This window comes from Enterocloster alcoholdehydrogenati (genome assembly GCF_013282095.1).
In the GTDB taxonomy this organism is placed as follows: domain Bacteria; phylum Bacillota; class Clostridia; order Lachnospirales; family Lachnospiraceae; genus Enterocloster; species Enterocloster alcoholdehydrogenati.
On sequence record NZ_BLTJ01000001.1, the window covers coordinates 318,627 to 342,857 of the forward strand.

Consider the following 24,231-nt stretch of genomic DNA (forward strand, 5'->3'; position numbering starts at 1 on the left):
AGATGCCTTTAATCCCGTTTTTCCAGACGCGCCATGGATTCCTCCACCTGACGCACCAGATCCTGGATCTCACGGTATACGGCCGCTGATTCATTGGCCATACGGCCGATTTCTTCCGCCACAACCGCAAAACCTACTCCTGCCTTTCCGGCCCTTCCGGCCTCAATGGCAGCGTTTAAGGAAAGCATCTTTTCCATGGTAGCGGTCTGCTCCAGCCCCTTTGCGCGGCTCTTGATCTGACTGATCGCCTCCTGCACCTGAGATGCTTCCTTCTGGAACGCCTCCATGCTGCCGGTTCCCGCCTTCTGTTTATAGAGTGCGTCTGCCCACTGGTTGATCATCTCAGCTAACAGCTGACCGCCGGCTTCTACCGTATCCGGAGTTATAGCCCCGTTTTCTGTTCCCTCTGTCCGCAGGGCTCCGCCGATTACGCTGCCGGCCCGATAGCCGCCGATGATCAGATCCTGGGTAAATTCCATCAGTTCTTCATGGCGGCCCCTGGAATACCGGCTGGAAAAACCGGTAAAGCCGTTCGTCCTTGTGATCTGGTTTCCAGAGAGATCCACTACCGCGCAGACCATACCGGTAGCCGCCGCAAACAGTTCCAGGATCTTTTGCAGTTCCTCGATATCCATGGCGGAGCGCAGATCTATGGCTTTTTCCCCGCCCACAGCCTTAAAGGAGGAAATAAAAGGGGAAGTTTTTGTCTTTCCCTCCATCCGGGGCGCGTTCCTTTCTTTTTCCTGCTGCTCCTTTACCCACTTGGCAAGGCGGCTGTCCTCTGTCTGGATATGCTTGATCAGTATATCCATCACCTGTGTGATCTTACCCACAATGGTGAAAATGTTCTTCTCCCCTCTGGCTGCTGCCAGACGCTCTTTCAGCTCATTTTTATACCATTCATGGAACTTATGGTGCTCTGTGTAATTGGGATAGCGGTACTGAGTCTGAAGGCTCTCCTCATCTGAAAAATGAACGCCTACATAATCTGCCAGAAATTCCGTCATTTCCCGTAAATGCTCTCTGGCCTGTCCGGCCTGGCAGGCCTCCATCAGGGCATTTGCCTCATCAAAGATCCTCTGGTGCTCTGAATCGATCAGTTCGTTGCCGGTACGGATCGCCGACGTTAATTCATATTTCTTCATCTGTCTGCTTCCTTTCCTTTCATCTCCCGTTCAAACCGCGCCAGGAGTTCATCCATTACCGCTACAAGATGGCCGATCTCCGGCTTTGAAAGCTGCTCATCCGCTCCCAGTTCTTTTCCCTTCTGGCGCATCTGTTCATTCACCAGGGATGAGAATATAACAACCGGAAGCTTTTTAAGGCGTTCATCATCCTTAATCAGCTTTGTCAGACGGTGTCCGTCCATCTCAGGCATCTCAATATCCGTTATTACCAGGTTTACCTTCTCATAAAGATCCTGGTCATCACGGATAGAGGAAAGATAATCCCAGGCCTCCTGGCCGTTGGGGAAATTTTTGATCTCCGTAAATCCGGCCCGCTCCAGAGAATCGTTGATCATACGGCTTAAAAGCACGGAATCCTCCGTAACCACAATGGGGCAGCGGCACAGCGGCCGGTCGCCCATGCGCTCGATCTCCGATACCTGGATAGTAGTTTCCGGCGCGATCTCAGCCACAATCTTCTCAAAATCCAGAATGGTTACCAGCTCTTTGCCGCACTGAGCGATGCCGGTGGCTACACTTTCCTCGCCATTGGCGATAGTCTTGTCCGGTTTCTGGATGTCCTTCCATGAAATACGGCTGATACCCTCAATACTTTCCACACGAAAGGCCACTGTCATTTTGTTGAAGTTCGTGACGATGAACAGATCTCTGGGGCCGTTCTCCCGGCGCTCTCCTGAAAGATAGTAGGCCAGATTTATGACGGTGATCAGTTCTTCTCTGGGCTTGAAGATTCCTTCCACTGACGGGTTGGCATGAGGCATGGGCTTTACCTTTCCGCTCATGATGATCTCCTGCACCTTCGCCACATTGATCCCATAGAATTCTCCCATGACCATGAATTTCATGACTTCAATCTCATTGGTTCCTGATTCCAGGAGGATGCCTTCTTTTTCATTATGTCTCATCTGTCGTATCTCCTCTCCCTATAAGTGACGCTCCGGCCGTCCCACAGTCCGCACGACTACATCGCCGGTCCGCAGGTCTAAGAGCATGGTTCTGGCGTAATTGCCGCCGGTATCCTCCGCAGCGATACGGATTCCCTCCGCCGCCAGCACCTTTTTTACGCTTTCTGCATTGCGCGCCCCGATGTTTCCGAAAGCAGAATTTCCGCTGATCTCAAACATCCGCGCTCCCCCTGCGATCTTCACCACCATCCTGCCTCTCATCATACCGAATACCGTAAGCTTCCTCAGCGTTTCCCGGATGCCGCTGTCCGCGTATTTAAAGACATTGACATCCTGGGGTGACTGCCGGGCAGGCAGCATGATATGTAAAAGCGCGCCCAGGTGCGTGATCGGATCATAAAAGGTAATGCCGATGCAGGAACCAAGGGCGTAGGTAATAATACGTCCGTCTCCGCGGGACAGCTTCATATCGCCGATCCCGACCTTTAATTCTCTTTCCATATTACGAAACACCCAGTCTTTCCAGAATCGTATTTAAGGAACGGATATCCGGGAGCATCAGAAGCCAGTCTGAATAGGTCTTTCCCTCGATTACAAAATCCGCGTTGCAGTACATCAGTTTATCCGTATCATATCCATATTCAGCTACCGGCACCATCAGGATACCGCCTAACATATTGATCGTGGAGCTTGGAACGGACAGATTGATATCCACCTGAACCAGCTGAGAGAACGCATTTATGTAAGAGCAGATAATGATATTGCCGATCTCCTCCAAAGCAGACCGGGCCAGATCATCCATTTCCAGAAAACTATCCCAGGTGCGGCCTGTCAATGTCTCCAGAACTGTATTGGCAAACTCCAGGTCAAAGAGAAAGAGCATCATTCCCTCAATGTCCCCGCCCATCTTTACAAGAGCTGCCGCCACTACCTCTTCCATATCTCCGATCCGCTCCGCCGCCTCCTCACAGCCAAGAATACTGACTGTTGGAATAGTGATCCTGGTTTCTTTCTTAAGAAGCTTTGACAGGGCGGTAGCCGCATGGCTGGTGCCGATGCTGCCGATCTCGCGCATTACGTCCAGCTCCTGAAGGTTCAGATCCTCATAGCGTTTTATTTTCATATTCCGTTCCTCTCTTTATAGGCTGCATCATCCGCGCAGGGAGTTAATGGTGGACTCGATCTCATCAGAAGTCGTGACCATCTTAAGAGCGTAGCTGAACGCCCTCTGGCACTCGATCACCCGTGTCATTTCCCTGGCCATATCCGTACCGGAGGTTTCCAGGGCCCCCTTCTCCAGAGAAGCGCTCTTTTTAAGCACTGCCTGGGCGTCCGCATCCTGGGGTACATATTCATTATCCCCCTTGCTGATCAGGCGGCTGGGATTGTCAAATGTATATACACTGACTCTGGGCGCATCCTCATCCTCTGTGTCCGTATCATCCTCCACGGTATCGTCCTCATACCCCTCTTCCATTTCCTGCTGAAGCTTTTCCACATCCGTAACCTCCAGCTTCAGAGGCTCCTGGTTCTGATCCAGCACCAGCTTTCCATTGGCCGTAGTGAGATAGAAGCCATCCTCTCTCTCTCCGCTGTGAAAATGGCCGTCGCGGGTATAGCTGATCTCTCCTGTTTCAGGATCCTGGATCATGAAAAATGCATTCGGCTCCATGATTGCGTAATCATATTCCGCACCCGTCTGAGTCGCTCCCGAAATACCAAAATCCGTCCAGGTTCTTGAAAGGCTGACGCCGGCCCCTGCCTGAAGCTGGGTCTGGGCTGTCTCTGAATCGTTGAGGTTATACTGCACCAGCTGGGAAAAGGCCGCCGTTTTGGGCTTGTATCCCCGTGTGTTGATATTTGCAAGGTTATTAGCCGTCACGCTTAACTTTTTTGTAAACTGTCTGGCTCCGGTGGCTCCAGTATAAAAAGACATATTCATCTCTCATCTTCCTCCCTACAGCCTTCCAACATCACCGGAAGACTTGCTCATGACCTGATCGTACATCTTAAGAACCTGTGCCGCGCTCTGCAGGGCCCGCTGAGATGACATCATGGCGGTCATTTCCTGAACCATATCCACATTGGAACGTTCGATGGTCTTCCACTGCACCGGGGCACTTCCATCTGTCACGGCTGCGGGTGCGGCAGTGGATGAAAACATCCCACTGTCCTCCTTGCGCAGCTGCCCGTAATCGGCAAAATCCACAATTTTTAAGGTTCCGTAATCCTTTGTCTCCACTTCCCCGCTGCTCTCATCCTCCTCGCTGTCCGGCACGATCACTGACGTAATGTGTCCTGTGCTGTCCACGGTGAAGTTTTCATCTTCAATGCGTATGGGCTGATCATCGGATGAAAGAACCCGTCCAGCTCCGTCCAGAGTCAGATATCCTTCCGTATCCACGGAAAAGGAGCCGTTTCTTGTATAACGTTCTCCCTGGGGCGTCTGTATGCAGAAAAACCCCTTTCCTCCTAACGCAAAGTCATAGATGCCGTCGGTTTCCTCAAAATCTCCCTGCTCGTAATTGATATAGGTGCGGTCAGCTGTCTTGATCTTGGAGACGGTAGCCAGCTGCGTGGGGTTCTCCTTGCTCTGACGTCCTGTGCGGTAGAGCATCTCATCTCCAAAGGTGGTGCTTACCATCGTGTCCGTCTTGTAGCCGGCGGTCTGCACATTGACCATATTGTTGCTGATCACATTCAGGTTCCGGCTCTGGGTCAGCATCCCGGAAGCCAGATTGTAAAAGCCCTGATACATTTGATTTCCTCCTTTTTGTGCATTTTTTCAGGCCATATACCTGCGGAGCTTGCGCAAAGCTCCCGTATGGATCTGGGACGCCCTGGGCTGGCTGATTCCCATAACCTGCCCCACCTGCTCCATTTTAAGCTTTTCCACGTAATGAAGCGCAAGAACCATTTTTTCCTTCTCGTCCAGCGTCTGGATCCCCTGACGCAGCAGTTCGGTGGTTTCTTCTCTCAAAAACGCGGCCTCAGGCTGAACATCCAGATCAGAACTGGGAATCTGCACCACCTGCGCCGTCTTTTCATCCTGCATAAGCACGTCTAGGGACTGTACGATGCTCATGGGCTGAAGGCTTAAGATCCTCTGGCAGCGCTTTTCATTGATCCCTGTATGCTCTGCGACTTCCTGGAGGGTGGGCGGACGTCCCAGCCTGTCCTCCAGTTCGCGGCGCGCCTCATCAATGATGCTCAGCTGCTTTCTGTAGCCTCTGGGCATCCACTCATGGCGGCGCACAAAATCCAGCATCACCCCCCGTACTCTGGGAGTGATATAGGTAGAAAACTTGATATTCAAATCCGGCTCATAAGAATCAATTCCCCGCATGATGGCCAGAACGCCCTCCTGAACGGCATCCTCCATCTGCATGACACTGGAATAAAGATCATACATCTGTCTGGCCACCGAAGTGGCGATGTAAAGATAGCGCATGGTCAGTTCCTGCCGAAGCTGCGGACACGGCTCCTTCTTATAGAGCGCAAACAATTCTTCATTTGTTTTTTGTGTGAAATCATCCATCTTCAACCACCCGTTCTATTGCTTCTTGATACTTCCTATGGACTGGATCTGTACATTGCTTGCCACCTCGTTAAAGGACAGCACGCGGACTTTCGGATAAAACTGCTCCGTCAGACGGTAGAAATGAATCCGCATGACCTGAGAGGTAAGCACAACCGGATCCTGGGAAAATCCGCTGAATTTTTTAAGCTGCTCTGCCAGCTGGCGGATGATGCTCTGTAATGTATCCGGGTCCAGGGCCAGGTAAAAACCGTTTTCTCCCTTTGAGAGGGCCGATACCATATCCCGCTCCAGTTCCGCATCCAGGGTCAGCACCTTCATAGTTCCGTCCTCACAGTACATCCGGGTAATCGTCCGCTTTAAGGCGGTGCGGATCCGCTCGATCACACCATCTGTATCTCTTGGCATAAGCCCGGTTTCAGAAACAGAGGACAACAGTGTCTCTACGATGGTTTCCAGATCGCGGATGGGAACATTTTCCTTTAGAAGCCCTGTCAGGACCCGCTGGAAAAAGCTGTAGCTGATCAGCTGCGGGAAGGCCTCCTCTACCAGTTCCGGGGCCGTCTTTTTCAGGTTTTCCACCAGACGCACCACTTCCTGGCGGGTAATCAGCTCAAAGGCGTGCTGGCGGATCACCTCCGACAGGTGCGTTACCATAACGGACAGCGGATCAATGACCGTATACCCGTAAAGTTCCGCCCGCTCTCTATTCTCCGGACGGATCCAGCGGCTGGGGATACCGTATGCAGGTTCAATGGTCTCAATACCGTCCACTTCCTGTTCCGGCGTCTCCGGCTCCAGAGCCAGAAAGTAATCCACCAGAATCTCTCCCCGGGCTACTTCTTCCCCGCGGATCTTAATACAGTACTGGCTGGGAGCCAGCATGGAACTGTCCCTGAGGCGGATGGAGGGAACCACATATCCCATATCCTGGGCGTACTGGCGGCGGAAAATCACAATCCGGCTGATCAGACGCCCGCCGGAGGATTCATCCGCCAGCGGAATCAGGCTGTACCCAAATTCCATCTCGATGGATTCCAGGGAAAGGAGGGAATATACATTATTGACATCCTTAAAATAGTCCTCCTCCTTTACCGGAGCCTTAGCCGCCGCCGCTTCCTCGCCGGCCGCCGCGCCTCCTCCCGCCGCTTCCATTCCATAAACGGCCGCAGCCGTCATTATAGGTTCTTCCTTGATGCGACGTGACAGGTAATATCCGCCGCCGATCAGGACGGCTGAAATGATAAACATTGGGATCAGGGGCATTCCCGGGATCACCGCCATAACTGCTATGGCTAGTCCGCTGATCATGATGGCGTGAGGCTGGGCCACGAACTGGTGGGACACATCCTCATTTAAGCTTCCCTCTGATACCGCGCGGGTAACGATCATACCCGTAGCGGTGGAGATCAAAAGGGCCGGGATCTGTGATACAAGGCCGTCTCCCACCGTAGCGATGGAATAGGTGTTCAGTACATTTCCGATGGAATCTCCAGACTGCACAATACCGATGATGCTTCCGCCGATCAGGTTGATGGCGGTGGTGATCAGAGACATGATGGCATCTCCCTTGACGATCTTGGTCGCACCATCCATGGAACCGTAGAAATCAGCCTCTCTCTGGATCTTGCTGCGCTGCTCCTTGGCCTGCTGCTCATTGATCAGGCCGGAACTTAAGTCCGCGTCAATGGCCATCTGCTTTCCAGGCATGGCATCCAGGGTAAAACGGGCGGCTACCTCGGCTACTCGCTCCGCACCCTTTGTGATTACGATAAACTGCATCAGCACGATGATCAGGAAAATGATCATACCAACCACCACATTGCCCTGCAGTACGAAATCGCCGAAGGCAGCGATCACCTTTCCCGAAGAACCGCTGTGGCTTAAGATGTTTCTGGTAGAAGAAACATTGATTCCCAGGCGGAACAGCGTGGTAATCAGCAGAAGCGAGGGAAAGATGGAAAATTCCAGCGGCTCCCGGATGGTCATGGTGATCACCAGGATCATCATTGAAAATGACATATTCAGGATGATCGCCACATCCACCATGCCCGCAGGCATGGGTATGATTAAAAGCAGTATAACGGTAATCACAAATAGGACTACCGAATAACTCATTAACTTCTTCATTCGTCCACTCTTCTCCATCCATTATTGTCTGAGTTTGTAGAGGTAAACAAGAATCTCCGCCACTGCTCCATAGAACTCGGCCGGGATCTCCTCATCCAGCTTGCAGGCCGCATACAGGGCACGGGCCAGAGGCTTGTTTTCCGTGATATAAACGCCGTTTTCTTCTCCAACCTTTACAATACGAAGCGCAGCCTCGTCCAATCCCTTTGCAAGCACCACCGGCGCGCCATGGCGATCCGGGTCATATTTTAAGGCAACCGCCACATGAGTGGGGTTACGGATAATTACATCCGCCTGGGGCACCTTCTGCATCATACGGCTCATGGCCATCTGGCGCTGGATGCGGCGGATGCGGCCCTTGATCTCAGGGTTTCCTTCCGTCTGCTTAAACTCGTCTTTAACCTCCTGCTTTGTCATGCGCAGGCTCTTCTCATACTCCCACCGCTGATAGAGGAAATCCAGAAACGCGATAGCTGCAAAGGCCATGCAGACCTTCATCACAAGATTAAAGACCAGCTGAAGCATATAGGCGGCAGACAGATATGGGTTCATATCGATCATGCGCGCCACGGGGGCGAGATCGCTTCTTAGCACATTCCATAAAAGAGCCAGCAAAAGCGTGATTTTTATCAGGTTTTTCACCAGCTCCACTACATTCCTTACAGCAAACAGCCGTTTCATCCCGGTAACGGGATTTAATTTGCTCCACTTTGGGCGGACGGCCTTAAAGGATACGTTAAAGCGGGTCTGGGCCCCCTGGGCCAGGACGCCGCATACAAGAGCGATCCCAAGAAGAGGAAGGGCACATTTTAAAAAGGCAGCCAGTGTAGCCCAGGCAAGGCGCGCGGAAAAGAGATCCTCCAGATCTCCGCCCATTCCCTGAATGATCCAGATCATGTAGCCCCGCATTTGCGCATATATATAAGGAAGCAAAAGCTTTACAGAAAAAAATATGCCTATGAGTATTACTACCGTAGCTACATCCCGGCTCTGAAAAACGTTTCCCTCTTTTCTGGCGTCCCTGCGCCGTTTTGGGGTGGCCTGTTCGGTTTTTTCCTGTCCTCCGCCCTGTGCCATGGTAGATTCCTTCCTTTCTTAGCCGCTTCCCATCATCAGAACCAGCTGATTCATCGTAAGATACAATTTATCCAGAATCACGCCCAGCCGGTCCGCCATAGGCGTAAACATCAGAAGAAGCATCATAAGCCCCACTGCGATCTTCACCTGAAAATTGACTGCAAATACGTTGATCTGGGGAACCACGCGCATCAGGATTCCCATAGCCGCCTCTGACATCATTTCAATGGCGATCAGCGGAAACGCAAACTGCAATCCCATCATCACGGCCTCACAGAATGCCCTTTCTGCCACGGATACGATTCCCGGATCCAGAGATACGGTTCCAAAGGGAACTGCCTGAGCAGAGGCGAAAAAGATACCTAAAAGCCGCAGATGTCCGTTGGTGGCAAAAAATACCAGCGCCATAAAAACATAGTAAAGACCGGAACTTACCGTAGCCTGGGTGCCGTACTGAGGATCGTAGATCTGAGCCATGCTAAGTCCCATGCAGTAGTCCATCACGGCGGAGGCAAAGCGCACCACCATGAAGGCAAGCTCCATTACAAAGGAAAGAATCACTCCCATGAGCAGTTCCCCTATCAGCATAACGATATATTCTGCCATGGAGTCTGGCGAATGCACCAGCTTTCCTCCCGCAGTCTGATATAACAGCACAGACAGGGCAAAGATCATGCAGCCTTTAGCCCTGAGGGGAAGGTTTGTGCGCCCGAATACGGGGTTTAAGGCAATGGCGCCGCTGACGCGCATAACCACAAGGGCAAACAGCGTGATCATGGCCTACCACCGCGCGATCCGGTCAACGATCTGGTACATAAATTCCTGCAGCATCACCAGCATGGAGCTTCCAAGTATTCCCATAAGGGCCAGAATCGCCAAAAGCTTCGGCACAAAGGTCATTGTCTGTTCGTTGATCTGAGTCGCTGCCTGAAAGACAGCGATCACAACGCCCACAATCATACTCACCAGAAGAAAGGGGAGAGACAGCTTCATTGCCAGCTGAAACGCCTGATACATAATGTCAAGAACCTCTGTATTGCTCATGATAGATCTCCTTTTCTTTGAAATAGCCTTCCCGGCCCGACTGCCTTAGCGGAAACTCTGTACAAGACCTGCAAACAGAAGCTCCCAGCCGTTGACTGTGATAAACAGCAAAAGCTTAAAGGGCAGCGAAACCATGGTCGGCGGCAGCATTACCATTCCCATGGACATGAGCGTAGTCGCCACCACTATATCGATCAGCAGAAAGGGCAGGTAGATCAGAAAGCCGGCCATAAAGCCGCGCTTTAACTCACTGGTCATAAAGGCCGGGGTAACAACGGTCAGGGGATAATCCTTTACGTCCTCTTCTACCTCGCTCTTTGACATTTCCACAAAATGATCCAGCGTAGACTTTTCTGTATTGCGCAGCATAAATTCTTTTAGTGGAACCTCCGCCCGGCTGATGGCCTCCTGCTGGGTGATCTCGCCCCGGATATAGGGCTGGTAGGCGTCTGTGTTTACGGAACTGATCACAGGGCTCATGATATACAGCGTAAGAAAGAGGGCAATTCCGGTAAGAACCATATTGGGCGGGGCCTGCTGAACGCCCATGGCATTGCGCGTAAAGGAAAGAACGATCACGATCCGCATAAACGATGTCATCATAATGACGATAGAGGGCAGAAGTGCCGCTGCCGTCAAAAGAATTACTATGTCAAGGGCCGGAACGTTTCCCCCGTTAAGCCCGGTAAGAAGTTCATTCATCGCCTTCCTCCTTCTCTGCCTCCATCCGGTCGATCAGGGTAATGCCAGACTGAGTGGAACCCAGAAGATAAATATTGTTTTTATACTGTACCAGCAAAAGACTGCGGTCCGCACCCAGCGGAGTCTGTTCCAGAACCCTCAGGCTGCCTTTGGAGACGGGCATTCCGAAACGCCGTCCCAGAAAGCGGCTGACAAACCAGGCAGCCGCAAGGATGCAGACCAGGCTTAATATCATTCCGGCTGCGGATACAGGGTCGCCCCACATCAGAGGCTCTCCTGATTCAGGTCACAGGCTACGATCTCCGTAATACGGATGCCGAAATTATCCTCCACAACTACGATATCGCCTCTGGCCACACACTGGCCATTGACATAAAGGTCTGCCTGCTCTCCCGCCATCTTGTCAAGGACTACCAATGATCCCTGGGTAAACTCCAGGATATCCTTTACCAGCTTCTTCGTGCGCCCGATCTCTACAGAGATTTCCAGCGGCACCCGCATCAGCATCTCCTGATTGGCAGTTTCTTCTTCACCAGAGGAGTCCACTGCCTGTAACGGTACGGAAACAGAAGGCCGGATAATAGACGGGGATGACTGGGATCTGTGCTCCCCTGCCTTCTCTTTCTCCTTTCCCTTCTCTTCGATTCCCCGCATCAGCTCCATCATCTGCATCTGAGACTGCTGCATCTGTGTAAGGAGCTGCATAAATCCGGGATCTCCCGCCGGCATCATCCCGTAAGGCGGCATATATCCCCCCTGAGGCATCCCGTTCCAGCCCGGAACCGCCGGCTGTGGCTGCGCTGTCTGCTGGAATGCCGGCTGTGCTGTGTCCTGTCCGGGCTGTACTACGGACTGAGGCAAAGGTTCCTGTTCGCCGGACGAGGCCGTTTCCGCTCCATTTGTTCCTGGCATCATCGTACCGGCTGACGCCACGGGAATCGGCTGAACCTCAGGAGCATCTGTTTGGCCGGCCTGCACCGGTTCCTGCACCTTTTCCTGCGCCTGGGCCTTTTTCAGCGTATCCGCAAATGGCTCCAGAAGCCGTTTTGCCAGGCTCAGAGGCATGATATTTAAAAATTCACTTTCCAGCTTTCCCACGATTTCCAGGGTAAAGCCAACCACCGCCATGGGGGTGTCTGCCGGAAAATACTTTTCCTTAAAACTCTGCTCATCCTCGATTTCAAAGGAAACCGGGGTTGAAATATTGACGGTCATCTTCAAAAATTCTGACATTGCCGTGGCGGATGCACCCATCATCTGATTCATGACCTCGCAGATCGCGCTGCGGTTGATCTCATCCATTTCAAACTGCTCCATGGGGATATCCTGTCCCATAAGAGTGCTTACGATGATGCGGACATCGTTCCGGCTGAACATCATGATATTGCTGCCTTCCAGACCTTCTACATAGGCAATCTCCACGCCTACGGCAGGCTCCAGCTTCTTAAATTCAAACTGGTCGCGGGTCAGGACACGGACCACCGGCGTTGTGATATTGACCGTGGAACCCAAAAGGGTCGACATGGCCGTGGCAGACGCTCCCAGGCTTATATTCATCATTTCGCCCAGGGCATCCTTTTCTATGTCATTAAAGCTGCTTGCGCCCATTCTCTTTTCCTCCCGTATTTTACTTTCCGATCTCCAGAGCCTTTTGGGCCATCAGCTTCATGGCGTTTAACGCCGTCACATTAGCCTCATAGGAACGGGTAGCGGACATACTGTCCACCGTTTCCTTTAAAAGATCCACATTGGGCATATTTACATACCCCTGCGCATCTGCGTCCGGATGGTCGGGATCGTAGACCCGCTTAAACTCCCGGTCATCCTCTATGATGCCGGAAACCCGCACGCCCACGTTCCGGCTGGCAAAGCCTTTCCCGTTTGCGGCATTGCGCAGCGCCTCTTCAAAAGAGCCGCTCCCATAATTTTCCAAAACAACATCTTTCCTCCGGTAGGGGCCGCCGGACGCCGTGCGCGTTGTATCGATATTGGCAATGTTTTCCGCCGCGATATCCATGCGCATACGCTGGGCGCTCATACCGGAAGCGCTGATATCAAAGGAACTTAAAAACGACATAAAAGCGCCTCCTATTTTCCAAGAATATCTCCTACAGTCTGTACGATACGTTTTGCATCAAAGGGTTTTACCACAAAATCCTTTGCGCCGGACTGGATCGCGTCTACTACCATGCTCTCCTGTCCCATGGCGGTGCACATCACCACTCTGGCGTTGGGGTCGATCTCACGGATCTTTTTTAAGGCCTGAAGTCCGTCCATGTTTGGCATGGTAATGTCCATGATTACCATATCAGGCTTTTCCTCTTCATACTTTTTTACTGCCTCTGCTCCGTCCTGAGCCTCAACAAAATCCGTGTAACCGCTGGCGCTCAGCGCGTTCTTGATCATCATACGCATAAAAGCAGCATCATCTACAAGCATAATCTTAGCCATATCTCATATTCCTCGTCTTTCTCTTATTCTTGTGTTTCCTCTCCGTCCTCCGCTTCCGCAGAAATCCGGGAAACAATCTTTACAGCTACATTTTTCTTGTACCGCCCCATCTGTCCCATAAACCAGGGTTGCCGTCCTATGTACAGCTTCACCTGGCTGTCTTTTGACCTTCCCAGATCGATCACATCGCCGGGCTGCATATGGTAAAGGTCTTCCAGCTCCAGCCGCACCGTTCCAAGCTGACCTGTAACAGGGAGCGAGGAACAGCGGATATTATCCAGGATCGTCTCTTTGTTATCCTCATACGAGAAACCTCTCGCCAGGTGTTTTCTTGTATCGATCACCTGGAAGATTGCCTCCAGCAGGGTTCCCGGCATACAGATCCGAATCTTTTCTGTAGAAAGACCGGACACATCCACATTCAGAAGGATGATTGCCACCGTCTCGTCAAGCCCTACCTCCTGTGCCATGCTGGGATTCTCCTCCACACGCTGAACCTCAAAGGACACATTGACATAATTGGCAAATCCGTCCCTTAAAGCCCCGGTCACATATTCTGTGACCCGCCGGTAGAGGGCCAGCTCCACATCGGAATACCGGTAATCCTCCTCTACCCGGATCACCTCGTCTCCGCCGCCCAGCATATGATTGATCAGCGTGATCACAAGGCCCGGCGTGATATGCAGCATCATAGGAACATTCTGCCTTCCCTTTTCCGGCATAACCGTATCTACCAGCGTCATGCAGTCATTTTCCTGAAATGAATTCACATATTCATAGTAGCGTTTCTCCTGAACCTCCATCACCGTGATATCCGTCATAACGCGGAAGATCCCGTTGACCTGAGAAGTCAGGATACGGGCATAATTTTCGAAGACGCTGTTTAATATCTTCATCTTCTCTTTTGTGAATTTTCTCGGACTGTAAAAATCGTATTTTCTGTATTTTTTCTCTATTGGTTCCGGTTTCCCGACATTCTCCTTAACCTCCGGCTGGGCCGTTCCTCCCTGCATGGATTTTAGGAGCGCATCGATCTGACTCTGTGATAATACGTCTGCCATCGTTTCCGCCAACCCTTCCTATTCATTTTCATTCTGCGCGGCCGATCTTCCCACCGTTACCACTGTTGTACTTTCATAGGCGCCGCTTTCCAGATCGCTGTAATATTCATCCATCCCTTTTTCCTTTGCGCCCGTGTCTAACAGAAGGATTTCCACCCGGCGGTTCTTGGCGCGGCCCTCAGCCGTAGCGTTGTCCGCCACCGGACGGTATTCTCCATAGCTGATGTTTACAAGCTTTTCCGGCGCAATCACATTCTGGCCCTGAATATAAATAGAAACCTCCGCGCCGCGCACCGCAGACAGAATACGATCCACCCGCACATTTGACTCGCCGTTGACGTCGGCCTTGGCCGTATGAGCCATGATATTGACCTGTCCGATCTCCTCGGCTGCCGGGGCAATGGCCTGACAGAAGGATGTCAGCACCATCTGGCCCTGCTGGGTCAGGATCGAGCTGCCGCCGCCAAAAAACGTGCTATCCTTAAAGGTGATGTAGGTATAATCATCTCCCCGGATCACCGTAGCGTCCTTGACGCCGATATCATTAAGCTTATTGGCAATGGTAAGGTACAGCGTGTTGGGATCGCTTGGATCCAGAGCGCCGGCCGTTCCTTCATTGCTGCCGAAGGTCTCACCTCCGGCCGGGGAATCCCCCACTCCAATCTTCGTATTCGCCGTTACCTTATCCGCCTGCTCTCCCTCAACCGCCTGCTGCGGAGAAATACTCTTTACAAAAACATTCCACTTATTGGCATCCACATTAGACATGGAGTACAGCATGATGAAAAATGTCATAAGCAGCGTCACCATATCGCCGTATGTATCCATCCAGTTGCCGCCGCCGTCAGTAGGACGCGATTTCTTTTTCATTCTTCTGCCCCCTCCTGACCGTCTGATCTGCCGGATTTTGCCAGAAGCTTCTGCTGCTGGGATCTCTTAATAGAGGTCAGCAGCCGTTCCCTGAGGTATTGAGGATTTTCTCCCGCCTGGATCGAGAGGATTCCCTCAATCACAGTAGAACAGTACAGCTCCTCTTCATCCTGACGGATCCTGAGTTTTTTTGCAATGGGGTTAAAAACCGCATTTGCCAGGATGCATCCGTAAAAGGTGGTGATCAAAGCGACTGACATATCCTGGCCAATGCTGGAGGAACCGCCGCTCCCGCTCAGATCCAGCCCCTTTAACATATTGACCAGACCGATCAGTGTACCGATCATACCGAAAGCAGGGGCATAGGCGGAGCCCTTTTCATAGAGCCCCGCTGCCTGATCGTGGCGCACCATCATGTTCTCCAGTTCACGCTCTAATACCAGGCGCACCTTGTCGGGATCATTGGCGTCGACAATCATAAGAATACTGTGTTTAAGAAAGGGATCGCTGATCTCACCGGCTTTGTCCTCCAGCGCCAGAAGGCCATTCTGTCTCGCTATCATAGCCAGATCTACCAATTGGTCTACCAGCTGGGGGATATTGTACATTTTTCCGCGGAACAGCACGGCAAAGTGCTTGGGGATATCCTTGAGAATCCCAAAGGGGTAGCTGGCGATCAGCGCCGCCAGCGTGCCTCCCACTACAATCACGACACTGGGAACATCCACAAAGTTGCCCAGCTTGTCCATGCCGATTCCGTATACCATCAGAATACCGCTTAGCAGCAGTCCGATCAGAGTTGTCAGATCCACCTCAATCTTCCTCCCGTTCTTTTTTCCCGCCGTACATACAACGGCTGAGGAATATCTCAGCCTGCTCCCTGACCTTCTCCACACTTTCCTTTACAAGATAGTAATTTCCATTCATCATGCGGATCTTTGTCTCAGGAATACTCTCCACATATTCCACCTGAAGCCAGTTGAGATATAATGCTTCACCATTTAGTCTCGTTACGCAGATCATACAGCTTACCGCTTCATATTGATCAGATCAGAGAGAATCTCGTCGCTGACTGTGATGATCTTGGAATTTGCCTGGAAACCTCTCTGGGTGGTGATCATGTCAGAAAATTCCTTTGCCAGATCCACATTGGAGGCCTCCAGATATCCGGTCATAAGTTTGGAGGTAGAGCCGCCGGGAATGGTAGCGGAAGCTGTACCGGAGTTATCACTTTCACTGGCGCCATAGTAATAGCTTCCTTTCTTTGAGAGACCCTGAGGGTTCTGGAAGGTGGCCACGGCTACCTTTCCAAGAGATACGGTTTTTCCGCTTTTAGCAGCATCCGTCGACACAACCGTACCTGTGATTTCACCCAGATCGTTGATCTTGACATCCTTTAACTGAAGAGAATCGCCAGTAAAATTATTACCTGTCACATCAACAGGTGCCTTAATCGGCACCAATTCGCCGTCAAACTTTGTCGGGCTGTCTACCTTGTCGGGACGGAAACCGTATACGAAATTTCCGTTGGCATCTACCAGATATCCGTTGGCGTCAATGTTAAACTGGCCCACGCGGGTATAATTGAAATCTGTTTTTTTCATATCATCCACCGCAACATTCTTATCTGCTGAAGGATAGGTGATAAAGAATCCCTCGCCGCTGATGGTGGCGTTCAGTCCTCCCACGTAGGTAGGCGTAGAAGAACTCATATCCGTAGAAATAGATCCCATCATGGTACCATAACCATACTGAGCCGCGTTCACGCCGCCTGCCGTCGTAGAGCCTTTGGTGGAATTGGTGGATGTCTGATACATCGCCTCTTTGAAGCTGAATGTCTGGGACTTGAAACCAAAGGTGTTTACATTGGCGATATTATTTCCGATTACGTCCAGTTTGTTCTGATGTGCACGCAGACCTGCTACGGCTGAATCCATTGCTCTTAACATATTGTGTCTTCCTTTCTTTTATCCTTTTGTATCTATGATCCGGCACGGAAACGTCATACCGTTCCCATGATGCCTCCCTTTCCTGCGGCCAGCTTTGCAGCATCCTGGCCATCGTCCTTGTCACTTTCTTCCTTATCCCCATCCTCTTTGTTGTAGGGATCGTCTATCTTGCCCATTCCCAGGACATAGGACATGGGGTACTCCTTATCGTCCCCTTCCAGCTTGATAACCGGCGTTCCCTGGGTAAAATCCACGGAAGCAACCTTTCCATACTTCACGCCTGTGGGGTTTCCCGTATCTTTGTCCACAATAGCCACTGTGATCTCCTGGCCCACCATACTGGCCGCATAGGTCTGCGTAGACACAGCCGTAGAGGTCTGAACCGAGTCCGTCATGGCGGTCAGAGACTGCACCATGGCCATCTGGGTCATCTGAGCCATCATTTCGCTGTTGTCCATGGGACTTGTCATATCCTGGTTTGCCAGCTGGGCAGCCAGAAGCTTAAAGTAGCTTTCAATGGTCAGCGTGTTTTTACTGTTTGATCCGGCAGAGTAGGAGCCTACGGAATAGGGATCCGAGGCACCGCTGGATGTGATCTTATCTGCCATCTTCTCATCTCCTCCTTATATGTGATATCTGCCTCAAAAACCGGCTCATACCAATCCCAGACGCAGCTGCTGGGCAAAGGAATCATTTTCCTTGCCCTGCCGTCTCTGTTCTCTGTCCTGACGGTTGTGCTGGTATGACGGATTCTCCTGGCCCTGCTGACCAGCATCCGCCTGCTGAGGCGTATAAACCACAGTTTCCTGACCGGTGCGCTCCTCTAAAATATGTGCGATCTGGCCCGCGTTCTGACTCAGGATATCCAGGGTTTTCTGATCGGAAGCCAGCACTGTGACGGCTGTTTTCCCTCCCTCGAAAGCCACCCGGAGGGTAAGCTTTCCCAGATAGGCCGGTTCCAGTTCCACCTCAAGAGTGCCATTTCCTGCAGGAAGTCTGGATGCCAGAAGCGCCGCCGTATCCCGTCCCAGCTGCGCCTCCGTTGTCTTTAGGTGAAACGTCTGGCCCGTATGGGAAGCAGGTGTTTCTGTGTACGCCGTCCTTGCTGACGCAGACGCCTGATGCGGGTTTTCTTTGCCCTGAACCGATCCGGCGGCGGACTGTGTTTCAAAGGAGGACGCGTTTTTCAAAGCTGTCTCTTCCTGTCCCGCATTTTTTCCTTTCACTCCGTCAGCCTTCTCTTTCATACCCTGACCGTCGGATTTCTCCTCAGAAAAAGCCTCCTGTTCTGCCCCGGATGTACTACTCATAGCCGCAAACGGTCTGCTCTGGGCTGACACTTCCCCTGCCGGATTCTCTGTCTGTCCGGCAGATTTCATATCTACGGGGCGCTCTGCCTGATCCTTATCTGCGGCAAGCAGATCCGCTGCCTGATCCAGGCCCTCGGCTGCTGTAAGAACGGGCTGCTGTTCTCCCTCTTTTTCAGTCATTTCCTTCACAGCGGCAGCCATGATGCCGTTTAATGCCAGTTTTGCTTCAGACTCTGACGCTTTAGCGTCTGCTCCGGTACCTGTCTCCTGAACTGCCGGCATTGCTGCCATTTGACCTGCCGCAAAAGCAAGCATCTGGTTTAACAGCTGCTGCGCGCCGTTATCCTTTGCCTCTTTTTGTGTCTCCTCCGTCTCTTCAGAACCCTCGGCAGGCTGTGTCTCCGTCTTTTTTGAGGGTTCGGCCGTCTGGGTCGAATCCGTTTTTCCAGTGTTTTTATCAACAGCCGCCGTTGTATCCTTATTGTTTTCCGATTCAGCCTTAGAGGCGCCGCCCTTTAAAAGAGCCGCAAAATCCGATTCTTTCACCGCAGTTTTTCTTCCTGAGGAAGAAGCAGCTCCCAAACGGCTTCCCTGAACCGCCTGCAACTGTGTCATCTTACTCTCTCCTCTCTTCGTTCTGTACGCACCATACTCCGGGTAATAAACTCCTCCGCAAACCGTTCCTCCTCTTTTCCAAGGGCCGTATGGTACTCTGCCAGTCTTCGTTCCTTTAGCTTCTCATAGCGGGAGGTATCCACGCGGGCTACCAGCACCTGCTCTTTCTTTTCGCTCTCCCGCTGCTGCAGCAGGGCCAGGCGCTCCTTTTCTCCGTCAATCTGCTTTTCTGCTCCGCTGATGCACATATCATAAAGCCGGAACATCTCAATAGGCGCGCCCTTTACCTTTGCGGCATCAAACCCTTTCTGAAATCCACCCAGCCTTCCTTCCAGGCTGCGGATCTCCTCCTCCTTGCGGTTGACGCGCTCCATGGCAGCTGCGTGCTCCGCTTTCAGATTGTCCAGCACCTGATTTTTATAATGCAGCACCGTCTCCAGACTGTAGCGAAAACGTTTCATCGCCCATCCTCCTCTTTTCGTCAATCTACCGCCGCCCGCATCATCTGCAGCGTCTGATCATAGGAAAAATGTTCTTTTGTCCCCTGCATCAGGAACTCATTCATGGCTCCGATCTTTCCCACTGCCTGATCCAGAAAAGGATTCACACCCTTTTTGTAAGCTCCGATGGAAATCAAATCGGAATTTTTCTGATAAATACTCAAAAGATTGCGGAAACGGGACGCCACGCTTCTATGCTCCTCATCCACAATCTCCGTCATCAGACGGGAGATGCTGGCGCTGATGTCGATGGCTGGGAAATGATTTTCACCCGCCAGCTGACGGCTTAACACGATATGCCCGTCCAGGATACCCCGAACTGTATCAGCGATGGGCTCATTTGTGTCATCGCCTTCCACCAGCACCGTATATACGCCTGTGATGGAGCCACGGTCAAAATTGCCGCTGCGCTCCAGAAGCTTGGGAAACTCCGCATAGATGGAGGGCGTATAGCCTCTTGCAATGGGCGGCTCCCCGATCGCAAGCCCGATTTCTCTCTGGGCCATGGCGTAACGCGTCAGGGAGTCCATCATTAAAAGTACATCCATTCCCTGATCCCGGAAATACTCTGCAATGGTGGTAGCCACCAGAGGACATTTCATGCGGAGCATGGCAGGCTGATCCGAGGTAGCCACCACCAGCACAGAACGGCGCATCCCCTCCTCGCCAAGATCCTTCTGAACAAATTCCAGAACCTCTCTGCCTCGCTCTCCTACAAGGGCAATCACATTGATATCTGTCTTTACATTCTTTGCGATCATGCCCATAAGCGTACTTTTTCCTACGCCGGAACCAGCGAAGATACCGATTCTCTGCCCTTTTCCGATAGTATTAAGACCGTCAATGGCCTTGACGCCAAAGTCCAGCCTCTGGCGGATCGGCGGACGGCTTAAAGGGTTGGTATAAGAACTGTCCACGGTATACTGCCCACCCTCCGGAAACGGTCCGTTTCCATCGATGGGCTGTCCCAGAGCATTGATAATCCGCCCTTTCAGAAAATCCCCTACCGGCACCCTCAGCCGGTGGCCGGTACTGCGCACAAAACTTCCCGCCGTTATGCCGCCCGGATCTTCATAGGTCATCAGCTGGAGACGTCCGTCCTTAAACCCGACTACCTCTGCGGGAACCTGGCGGTTCCGGCCCTCGTCATAGATCATGGCGATATCTCCTACGCCGCAGCGCCCTCCAGAGGCCTCAATGGACATTCCCACTATATTTTCGATCTTGCCGATCCGGTCTGCCGTCTCCGATTTAAGGATCAGCTCCGGAATTCTTTCATACATAGGACCACCTCTAAAAATGGATATTACCCAGCAGCTTGCGTATATTCTCCAGCTGCGTATCCACGCTGATGTCGATGATCTCATCGGGCATCTCAATGATGCAGCTTCCTCCGCTTGCCTGCTCCATTACCACAAACTTCACATTATCAGAAAGCCTGGCCAGATGGGACAGCACTTCCGCGTCTGCCTGTATCATGGTCTCATAGTCATTGTGCTCCATATAGATCCTGACCCATGCCATCTTGCTAAGCTTTTCCGTCTCTGACTCGATCATCCGACGGATCACAGCGCCGCTGGAGCGCAGGCTCACACGGATCACCTTTTCGCCCACAGCCACCGCCACATCCTTCAGTTCCTCCAGATACCGCTGCAGACAGGCCTTTTTTTCCTGTTCAATGGCTTCTAATGCGCCGGCTAACATCTCATGGAATTCCTTTTTCTGCTGCGCGTGCTCTGCCTCTGCCTCCTGCCGCGCCTGTGTCCTTCCCTCGTCGCACCCTTTTTTCCAGCCTTCCGTATAGCCGTCCTTGCTGGCCTGGTCTTTTACTTCCTTTGCCTGCTGCCTGGCTTCCTGCAAAAGCTGCTGCGCCTGGATTTTAGCCTGTCTGATGATCCGTTCTGCCTCTTCTTTTTCTGCTTTTGCAGGAAGCCTCCGTTCCTCCTGCTCCGGCTCTTTTTTCGGTTGCGGCTGCACTTCTTCCCTGATCCCGCTGTTCTCCTGCAAAGCCTCTTCCGTCATTTTCGGAGCGCTCTGTTCTTCAGGAGCAAAGGTTTCAAGAGGCAGCGTAATCAGATGCAGAGCCTCCTCCGGCTCCGGCCGGTAAAGCCCATTAGACAATGATGTCACCGTCATCGCCTCCCTTGTTAATGATCACTTCTCCCTTTTCCTCCAGGCTGCGGATAATATTTACAATCCGCTGCTGCGCCTCTTCTACGTCTTTCAGGCGGATATTGGTGGCGATCTCCAGATCGCTCTTAACCGTCTCAGCCATACGCTTTGACATATTGGAGAAGAATATCTGTTTCATCTCTTCGGATGCTGTCTTTAAAGCGAATACAATATCCTTGGTATCGCAGTCGCGGACAAAACGCTGCACCGAACGTGGATCCATGTCGATGATGTTTTCGAATACAAACATCTTATCCCGAATGGTCCTTGAAAGATCAGGATTGTTCTTATCCAGTTCATCAAAGATCTGTCTCTCGCTGCTTCGGTCTACATGGTTCATTACATCCGCCACATAATCAATACCGCCCAGGTTCATATTGTCCTCGCTGGTAATGATGGCGGCAAATTTCCGCTTCATCTCTTCTTCCACGATAGCGATGGCTTCCGGGGAAACGCGGTCCATATTTGCCATGCCTTCCAGCGTGGGAATCCGCTTTTCATTCGGAAGCTGTTCCAGCACCTGAGCTGCCTGCTGAGGCTCCATATAAGACATGATAAGCGCGATTACCTGAGGCCGTTCATTCTGCAGAAGAGACAAAAGAGCTTTTGGATCGCCCTTCATAAAGAAATTGAACGGCTTTGACTGGAGGGTCTTGGAAACCTTTTCCAGAAGATTTCTGGCGGTGGATTCTCCGAATGCCTTTTCCAGAACACTTCTGGCGTAATCCAGACCGCCGTCTGTCATCATCTTGTGCGTGAGACAGAGCTTATAAAATTCGTCCAGGGCTTTTTCCACCTGTGTATTGCTTGTTTTCCCCAGTTTTGCCACTTCATAGGTCAGATCCTCAATCTCCTGTTCGCTGAGGTACTTATAGATCTGGGAAGCACGGTCCGCTCCCAGGGACACCACTAAAATGGCTGCCTTTTGGCGGCTGTCCATAATCTCCGGTATCTCTTCGGATTTTTTATTTTCTAGCGCTTCTGCCATTCTTCTCTCCTTCCCCGAGCAGCCAGTTCTGTATCAGCTTCGCCGCGATCTGCGGATTCTCGTCTACAAATTCTCCTATATTCTGTTTCAGCTTAAGACTGCGCTTCATACGGAGCCCGATGATCTCCTCATTCTGACGCATTTCCTCGTCCCCGTCCTCTGCAGCCGCTTTTAAAACAGACGTGTCAGGCCGGGTCTCACCGGCCGCCAGCGTATCCTGCGCAGGAGCTGCCTCCAGTGCAGGATCTGTGATCTCTTCCAGTAGCCCTTCTTCATTCTCATCCAAAAGCGCTGCTCTTGCCGCCGCATCTGCTTTTGACCTGCGCCGTCCGATCAGAAGCAGGGCGATCAGAAGAAGGATCAGAACGCCTCCTGCCGCCAGTGCGATCACAATCGGCAGCGGGAGGGCTGCCAGGCCGGCGGCCGCAGGAGTATCCGCAGGAACAGCCGCTCCGGCCGCCTTGCTTCCCGCAGACAATGTACGGATCACCGTGATTTTCTGATCCGCCTGCTGTGAATCAATTCCCGCGGAATTCGCCACCAGACGAACCAGATCCGCATCGGAGATAGACATATCATCTGTATCGATGGTCACACCGACCGTCGTATTTTCAAGCACGCCCGGATCCACCTGACGCTGTTCTTTAGTGGTATTGTACAGCCACTGACGGGCTGCGCTGTTATTTGCATATGTATCCGTATTCTGTGAGGTTCCGTTTTCGTTGGTGTAGCGGGGCGTATCTGCATTGGCGTCCGCTCCCGCTACGCCTCCGGCGTTCTGGCCGGTTGTCCCGGACTGTTCTCCGGCAACCTCCTCCCGTTCCAGAAGACCTGTCTTGTCCTGATCGTTGATCCGGTCCGGCGTGGTGTACTGGGTAGACTCCTGAATCAGGCGTTCCATGTTCAGGGTTCCCTTTACAGATACCGCCACCTTGCCCTGGCCATACACCAGTTCCAGAACCCGGCGCACATTTCCTGCGATATTGCTTTCCACCAGACTGGTAAGAGCCGCCATGCTTTCTCCGCTGCCGGAGGCTGCATCTGTCTTTCCGTCTCCCACCTCCGTCATAGTAGCCGCGTCAAACACAGCCACATTGGTGAAATTCATCCCGCGCACTGCTCTGGCAATCAGATTTTTTACCGCAGAAGCCTTGGTTTCCGTCAGTTCCTGCCCATTTTCCATTGTGATTACAACCGAGGCAGACGCATCTGTCTCCGTTTTATCGTCCAGGGCGTATTTCTGTTCCCCTGCCTCCGCGATCGTAACCTTTGCGTCCCGCACTCCGTCAAACAGACGGATCTGAGCTCCCAGACGATCCTGAAGCTCATACAGGGTGTATTTTTCCTTGTCTGATTCTGTTGTCATGATACCCGCATTGTCGCGGTACATATCGTAGGTAAAACCGCTCTTTGGGTATCCGGCGCTCAGTAACTTCGCTCTGGTCTGATCGACCGTTTCCGCAGGAACCTGTACCGATCCCGTCTTATCGTTGTAACGGTAATCGATTCCGTCTGTCTGCAGCATACTTACCACTGCCTGAGCATCCTCACTGTTCATTCCCATAAAAAGAGTGCTGTAACCCTTATCCGAACTGAGGTTCAGCACAGCAATGCCAACCGCGGCAAGCAGCAGCGTGCCGGCTGTAATGGCAAGAATCATTTTCCTTGTTTTCCCCGGCATATTCTGCCAGGCTTCTTTTATGTTCTGCACGGTAATGTTCATCCTTTGCGT

The 24,231-nt window shown here is 52.0% G+C and carries 28 protein-coding genes; all 28 read right to left on the reverse strand.

The annotated features are described in order from the left end of the window. Nucleotides 1-8 precede the first annotated feature (8 nt). Genes HW447_RS01530 through HW447_RS01665 form a run of 28 tightly spaced genes read right to left on the reverse strand, consistent with a single transcriptional unit; the run spans nucleotide 9 to nucleotide 24,210 of the window. Nucleotides 9-1,145, reverse strand: a complete 1,137-nt coding sequence (locus HW447_RS01530; RefSeq protein WP_176253548.1) for a hemerythrin domain-containing protein — start codon at nucleotides 1,143-1,145, stop codon at nucleotides 9-11. Next, nucleotides 1,142-2,092, reverse strand: coding sequence for a chemotaxis protein (locus HW447_RS01535; RefSeq protein WP_176253549.1), 951 nt, complete (start codon nucleotides 2,090-2,092; stop codon nucleotides 1,142-1,144). The genes HW447_RS01530 and HW447_RS01535 overlap by 4 nt, the downstream gene beginning before the upstream one ends. A gap of 18 nt (nucleotides 2,093-2,110) precedes the next feature. Then, nucleotides 2,111-2,593 (reverse strand): chemotaxis protein CheD, encoded by a 483-nt coding sequence (locus HW447_RS01540; RefSeq protein WP_176253550.1) that lies wholly within the window; start codon nucleotides 2,591-2,593, stop codon nucleotides 2,111-2,113. 1 nt (nucleotide 2,594) lies between these two features. Beyond that, complete coding sequence (locus HW447_RS01545; RefSeq protein ID WP_176253551.1) at nucleotides 2,595-3,215, reverse strand: chemotaxis protein CheC; 621 nt, start codon at nucleotides 3,213-3,215, stop codon at nucleotides 2,595-2,597. A 27-nt stretch (nucleotides 3,216-3,242) separates the two neighbouring features. Continuing rightward, a complete protein-coding gene (locus HW447_RS01550) occupies nucleotides 3,243-4,034 on the reverse strand; it encodes a flagellar hook-basal body protein (RefSeq protein WP_176253552.1) in 792 nt (263 codons plus the stop codon). A 15-nt stretch (nucleotides 4,035-4,049) separates the two neighbouring features. Beyond that, complete coding sequence (locus tag HW447_RS01555; RefSeq protein ID WP_176253553.1) at nucleotides 4,050-4,850, reverse strand: flagellar hook-basal body protein; 801 nt, start codon at nucleotides 4,848-4,850, stop codon at nucleotides 4,050-4,052. A gap of 27 nt (nucleotides 4,851-4,877) precedes the next feature. Continuing rightward, complete coding sequence (locus HW447_RS01560) at nucleotides 4,878-5,630, reverse strand: sigma-70 family RNA polymerase sigma factor (protein WP_176253554.1); 753 nt, start codon at nucleotides 5,628-5,630, stop codon at nucleotides 4,878-4,880. Nucleotides 5,631-5,645: 15 nt separating this feature from the next. Beyond that, the gene (flhA, locus tag HW447_RS01565) at nucleotides 5,646-7,760 is read right to left on the reverse strand and encodes a flagellar biosynthesis protein FlhA (protein WP_176253555.1); all 2,115 of its coding nucleotides are present in this window, start codon (nucleotides 7,758-7,760) and stop codon (nucleotides 5,646-5,648) included. Between the two features lie 21 nt (nucleotides 7,761-7,781). Beyond that, entirely contained in the window at nucleotides 7,782-8,837 is a 1,056-nt protein-coding gene (gene flhB, locus HW447_RS01570; protein ID WP_176253556.1) for a flagellar biosynthesis protein FlhB, read from the reverse strand. A gap of 18 nt (nucleotides 8,838-8,855) precedes the next feature. Then, a complete protein-coding gene (locus HW447_RS01575) occupies nucleotides 8,856-9,614 on the reverse strand; it encodes a flagellar biosynthetic protein FliR (RefSeq protein WP_176253557.1) in 759 nt (252 codons plus the stop codon). Between the two features lie 3 nt (nucleotides 9,615-9,617). Beyond that, nucleotides 9,618-9,881 carry a flagellar biosynthesis protein FliQ gene (gene fliQ, locus HW447_RS01580; RefSeq protein WP_176253558.1) on the reverse strand — a complete coding sequence of 88 codons (264 nt, stop codon included), beginning with the start codon at nucleotides 9,879-9,881 and terminating at the stop codon, nucleotides 9,618-9,620. 45 nt (nucleotides 9,882-9,926) lie between these two features. Beyond that, a complete protein-coding gene (fliP, locus tag HW447_RS01585; protein WP_176253559.1) occupies nucleotides 9,927-10,583 on the reverse strand; it encodes a flagellar type III secretion system pore protein FliP in 657 nt (218 codons plus the stop codon). Then, complete coding sequence (fliO, locus tag HW447_RS01590) at nucleotides 10,576-10,848, reverse strand: flagellar biosynthetic protein FliO (protein ID WP_176253560.1); 273 nt, start codon at nucleotides 10,846-10,848, stop codon at nucleotides 10,576-10,578. The genes fliP and fliO overlap by 8 nt, the downstream gene beginning before the upstream one ends. After that, nucleotides 10,848-12,191, reverse strand: a complete 1,344-nt coding sequence (gene fliN, locus HW447_RS01595) for a flagellar motor switch protein FliN (RefSeq protein WP_176253561.1) — start codon at nucleotides 12,189-12,191, stop codon at nucleotides 10,848-10,850. The genes fliO and fliN overlap by 1 nt, the downstream gene beginning before the upstream one ends. 19 nt (nucleotides 12,192-12,210) lie before the next feature. After that, nucleotides 12,211-12,660 carry a flagellar basal body rod protein FlgC gene (gene flgC / locus HW447_RS01600; protein ID WP_176253562.1) on the reverse strand — a complete coding sequence of 150 codons (450 nt, stop codon included), beginning with the start codon at nucleotides 12,658-12,660 and terminating at the stop codon, nucleotides 12,211-12,213. 11 nt (nucleotides 12,661-12,671) lie between these two features. Beyond that, the gene (locus HW447_RS01605) at nucleotides 12,672-13,034 is read right to left on the reverse strand and encodes a response regulator (protein ID WP_176253563.1); all 363 of its coding nucleotides are present in this window, start codon (nucleotides 13,032-13,034) and stop codon (nucleotides 12,672-12,674) included. A gap of 23 nt (nucleotides 13,035-13,057) precedes the next feature. Continuing rightward, nucleotides 13,058-14,095 carry a flagellar motor switch protein FliM gene (locus HW447_RS01610; protein WP_176253564.1) on the reverse strand — a complete coding sequence of 346 codons (1,038 nt, stop codon included), beginning with the start codon at nucleotides 14,093-14,095 and terminating at the stop codon, nucleotides 13,058-13,060. An 18-nt stretch (nucleotides 14,096-14,113) separates the two neighbouring features. Next, entirely contained in the window at nucleotides 14,114-14,965 is an 852-nt protein-coding gene (locus tag HW447_RS01615) for an OmpA/MotB family protein (RefSeq protein ID WP_176253565.1), read from the reverse strand. Further along, nucleotides 14,962-15,777, reverse strand: a complete 816-nt coding sequence (locus HW447_RS01620) for a motility protein A (protein WP_176253566.1) — start codon at nucleotides 15,775-15,777, stop codon at nucleotides 14,962-14,964. The genes HW447_RS01615 and HW447_RS01620 overlap by 4 nt, the downstream gene beginning before the upstream one ends. 1 nt (nucleotide 15,778) lies before the next feature. After that, the gene (locus tag HW447_RS01625) at nucleotides 15,779-15,988 is read right to left on the reverse strand and encodes a flagellar FlbD family protein (protein WP_176253567.1); all 210 of its coding nucleotides are present in this window, start codon (nucleotides 15,986-15,988) and stop codon (nucleotides 15,779-15,781) included. 5 nt (nucleotides 15,989-15,993) lie between these two features. Continuing rightward, nucleotides 15,994-16,914 (reverse strand): flagellar hook-basal body complex protein, encoded by a 921-nt coding sequence (locus HW447_RS01630; protein WP_176253568.1) that lies wholly within the window; start codon nucleotides 16,912-16,914, stop codon nucleotides 15,994-15,996. A gap of 53 nt (nucleotides 16,915-16,967) precedes the next feature. After that, nucleotides 16,968-17,522 carry a flagellar hook capping FlgD N-terminal domain-containing protein gene (locus HW447_RS01635; RefSeq protein ID WP_176253569.1) on the reverse strand — a complete coding sequence of 185 codons (555 nt, stop codon included), beginning with the start codon at nucleotides 17,520-17,522 and terminating at the stop codon, nucleotides 16,968-16,970. A 45-nt stretch (nucleotides 17,523-17,567) separates the two neighbouring features. Beyond that, nucleotides 17,568-18,839, reverse strand: a complete 1,272-nt coding sequence (locus HW447_RS01640) for a flagellar hook-length control protein FliK (RefSeq protein ID WP_176253570.1) — start codon at nucleotides 18,837-18,839, stop codon at nucleotides 17,568-17,570. Beyond that, complete coding sequence (locus HW447_RS01645) at nucleotides 18,836-19,300, reverse strand: flagellar export protein FliJ (protein WP_176253571.1); 465 nt, start codon at nucleotides 19,298-19,300, stop codon at nucleotides 18,836-18,838. Before HW447_RS01645 ends, HW447_RS01640 begins: the two co-directional genes overlap by 4 nt. Nucleotides 19,301-19,320: 20 nt before the next feature. Continuing rightward, nucleotides 19,321-20,622: a FliI/YscN family ATPase gene (locus tag HW447_RS01650; RefSeq protein ID WP_176253572.1), complete on the reverse strand. Its 1,302-nt coding sequence runs from the start codon at nucleotides 20,620-20,622 to the stop codon at nucleotides 19,321-19,323. Between the two features lie 10 nt (nucleotides 20,623-20,632). Then, nucleotides 20,633-21,469, reverse strand: coding sequence for a FliH/SctL family protein (locus HW447_RS01655; protein WP_176253573.1), 837 nt, complete (start codon nucleotides 21,467-21,469; stop codon nucleotides 20,633-20,635). Further along, nucleotides 21,453-22,499 carry a flagellar motor switch protein FliG gene (gene fliG, locus HW447_RS01660; protein ID WP_176253574.1) on the reverse strand — a complete coding sequence of 349 codons (1,047 nt, stop codon included), beginning with the start codon at nucleotides 22,497-22,499 and terminating at the stop codon, nucleotides 21,453-21,455. The genes HW447_RS01655 and fliG overlap by 17 nt, the downstream gene beginning before the upstream one ends. After that, nucleotides 22,477-24,210, reverse strand: coding sequence for a flagellar M-ring protein FliF C-terminal domain-containing protein (locus tag HW447_RS01665; protein ID WP_176253575.1), 1,734 nt, complete (start codon nucleotides 24,208-24,210; stop codon nucleotides 22,477-22,479). The genes fliG and HW447_RS01665 overlap by 23 nt, the downstream gene beginning before the upstream one ends. Nucleotides 24,211-24,231 lie beyond the last annotated feature (21 nt).

Excerpts from the sequence above, each read along its gene's own strand:
- HW447_RS01530 (WP_176253548.1), bottom strand. The coding sequence starts at position 1,145 with ATGAAGAAATATGAATTAACGTCGGCGATCCGTACCGGCAACGAACTG.
- HW447_RS01535 (WP_176253549.1), bottom strand. The coding sequence starts at position 2,092 with ATGAGACATAATGAAAAAGAAGGCATCCTCCTGGAATCAGGAACCAAT.
- HW447_RS01540 (WP_176253550.1), bottom strand. The coding sequence starts at position 2,593 with ATGGAAAGAGAATTAAAGGTCGGGATCGGCGATATGAAGCTGTCCCGC.
- HW447_RS01545 (WP_176253551.1), bottom strand. The coding sequence starts at position 3,215 with ATGAAAATAAAACGCTATGAGGATCTGAACCTTCAGGAGCTGGACGTA.
- HW447_RS01550 (WP_176253552.1), bottom strand. The coding sequence starts at position 4,034 with ATGAATATGTCTTTTTATACTGGAGCCACCGGAGCCAGACAGTTTACA.
- HW447_RS01555 (WP_176253553.1), bottom strand. The coding sequence starts at position 4,850 with ATGTATCAGGGCTTTTACAATCTGGCTTCCGGGATGCTGACCCAGAGC.
- HW447_RS01560 (WP_176253554.1), bottom strand. The coding sequence starts at position 5,630 with ATGGATGATTTCACACAAAAAACAAATGAAGAATTGTTTGCGCTCTAT.
- flhA (WP_176253555.1), bottom strand. The coding sequence starts at position 7,760 with ATGAAGAAGTTAATGAGTTATTCGGTAGTCCTATTTGTGATTACCGTT.
- flhB (WP_176253556.1), bottom strand. The coding sequence starts at position 8,837 with ATGGCACAGGGCGGAGGACAGGAAAAAACCGAACAGGCCACCCCAAAA.
- HW447_RS01575 (WP_176253557.1), bottom strand. The coding sequence starts at position 9,614 with ATGATCACGCTGTTTGCCCTTGTGGTTATGCGCGTCAGCGGCGCCATT.
- fliQ (WP_176253558.1), bottom strand. The coding sequence starts at position 9,881 with ATGAGCAATACAGAGGTTCTTGACATTATGTATCAGGCGTTTCAGCTG.
- fliP (WP_176253559.1), bottom strand. The coding sequence starts at position 10,583 with ATGAATGAACTTCTTACCGGGCTTAACGGGGGAAACGTTCCGGCCCTT.
- fliO (WP_176253560.1), bottom strand. The coding sequence starts at position 10,848 with ATGTGGGGCGACCCTGTATCCGCAGCCGGAATGATATTAAGCCTGGTC.
- fliN (WP_176253561.1), bottom strand. The coding sequence starts at position 12,191 with ATGGGCGCAAGCAGCTTTAATGACATAGAAAAGGATGCCCTGGGCGAA.
- flgC (WP_176253562.1), bottom strand. The coding sequence starts at position 12,660 with ATGTCGTTTTTAAGTTCCTTTGATATCAGCGCTTCCGGTATGAGCGCC.
- HW447_RS01605 (WP_176253563.1), bottom strand. The coding sequence starts at position 13,034 with ATGGCTAAGATTATGCTTGTAGATGATGCTGCTTTTATGCGTATGATG.
- HW447_RS01610 (WP_176253564.1), bottom strand. The coding sequence starts at position 14,095 with ATGGCAGACGTATTATCACAGAGTCAGATCGATGCGCTCCTAAAATCC.
- HW447_RS01615 (WP_176253565.1), bottom strand. The coding sequence starts at position 14,965 with ATGAAAAAGAAATCGCGTCCTACTGACGGCGGCGGCAACTGGATGGAT.
- HW447_RS01625 (WP_176253567.1), bottom strand. The coding sequence starts at position 15,988 with ATGATCTGCGTAACGAGACTAAATGGTGAAGCATTATATCTCAACTGG.
- HW447_RS01630 (WP_176253568.1), bottom strand. The coding sequence starts at position 16,914 with ATGTTAAGAGCAATGGATTCAGCCGTAGCAGGTCTGCGTGCACATCAG.
- HW447_RS01635 (WP_176253569.1), bottom strand. The coding sequence starts at position 17,522 with ATGGCAGATAAGATCACATCCAGCGGTGCCTCGGATCCCTATTCCGTA.
- HW447_RS01640 (WP_176253570.1), bottom strand. The coding sequence starts at position 18,839 with ATGACACAGTTGCAGGCGGTTCAGGGAAGCCGTTTGGGAGCTGCTTCT.
- HW447_RS01645 (WP_176253571.1), bottom strand. The coding sequence starts at position 19,300 with ATGAAACGTTTTCGCTACAGTCTGGAGACGGTGCTGCATTATAAAAAT.
- HW447_RS01650 (WP_176253572.1), bottom strand. The coding sequence starts at position 20,622 with ATGTATGAAAGAATTCCGGAGCTGATCCTTAAATCGGAGACGGCAGAC.
- fliG (WP_176253574.1), bottom strand. The coding sequence starts at position 22,499 with ATGGCAGAAGCGCTAGAAAATAAAAAATCCGAAGAGATACCGGAGATT.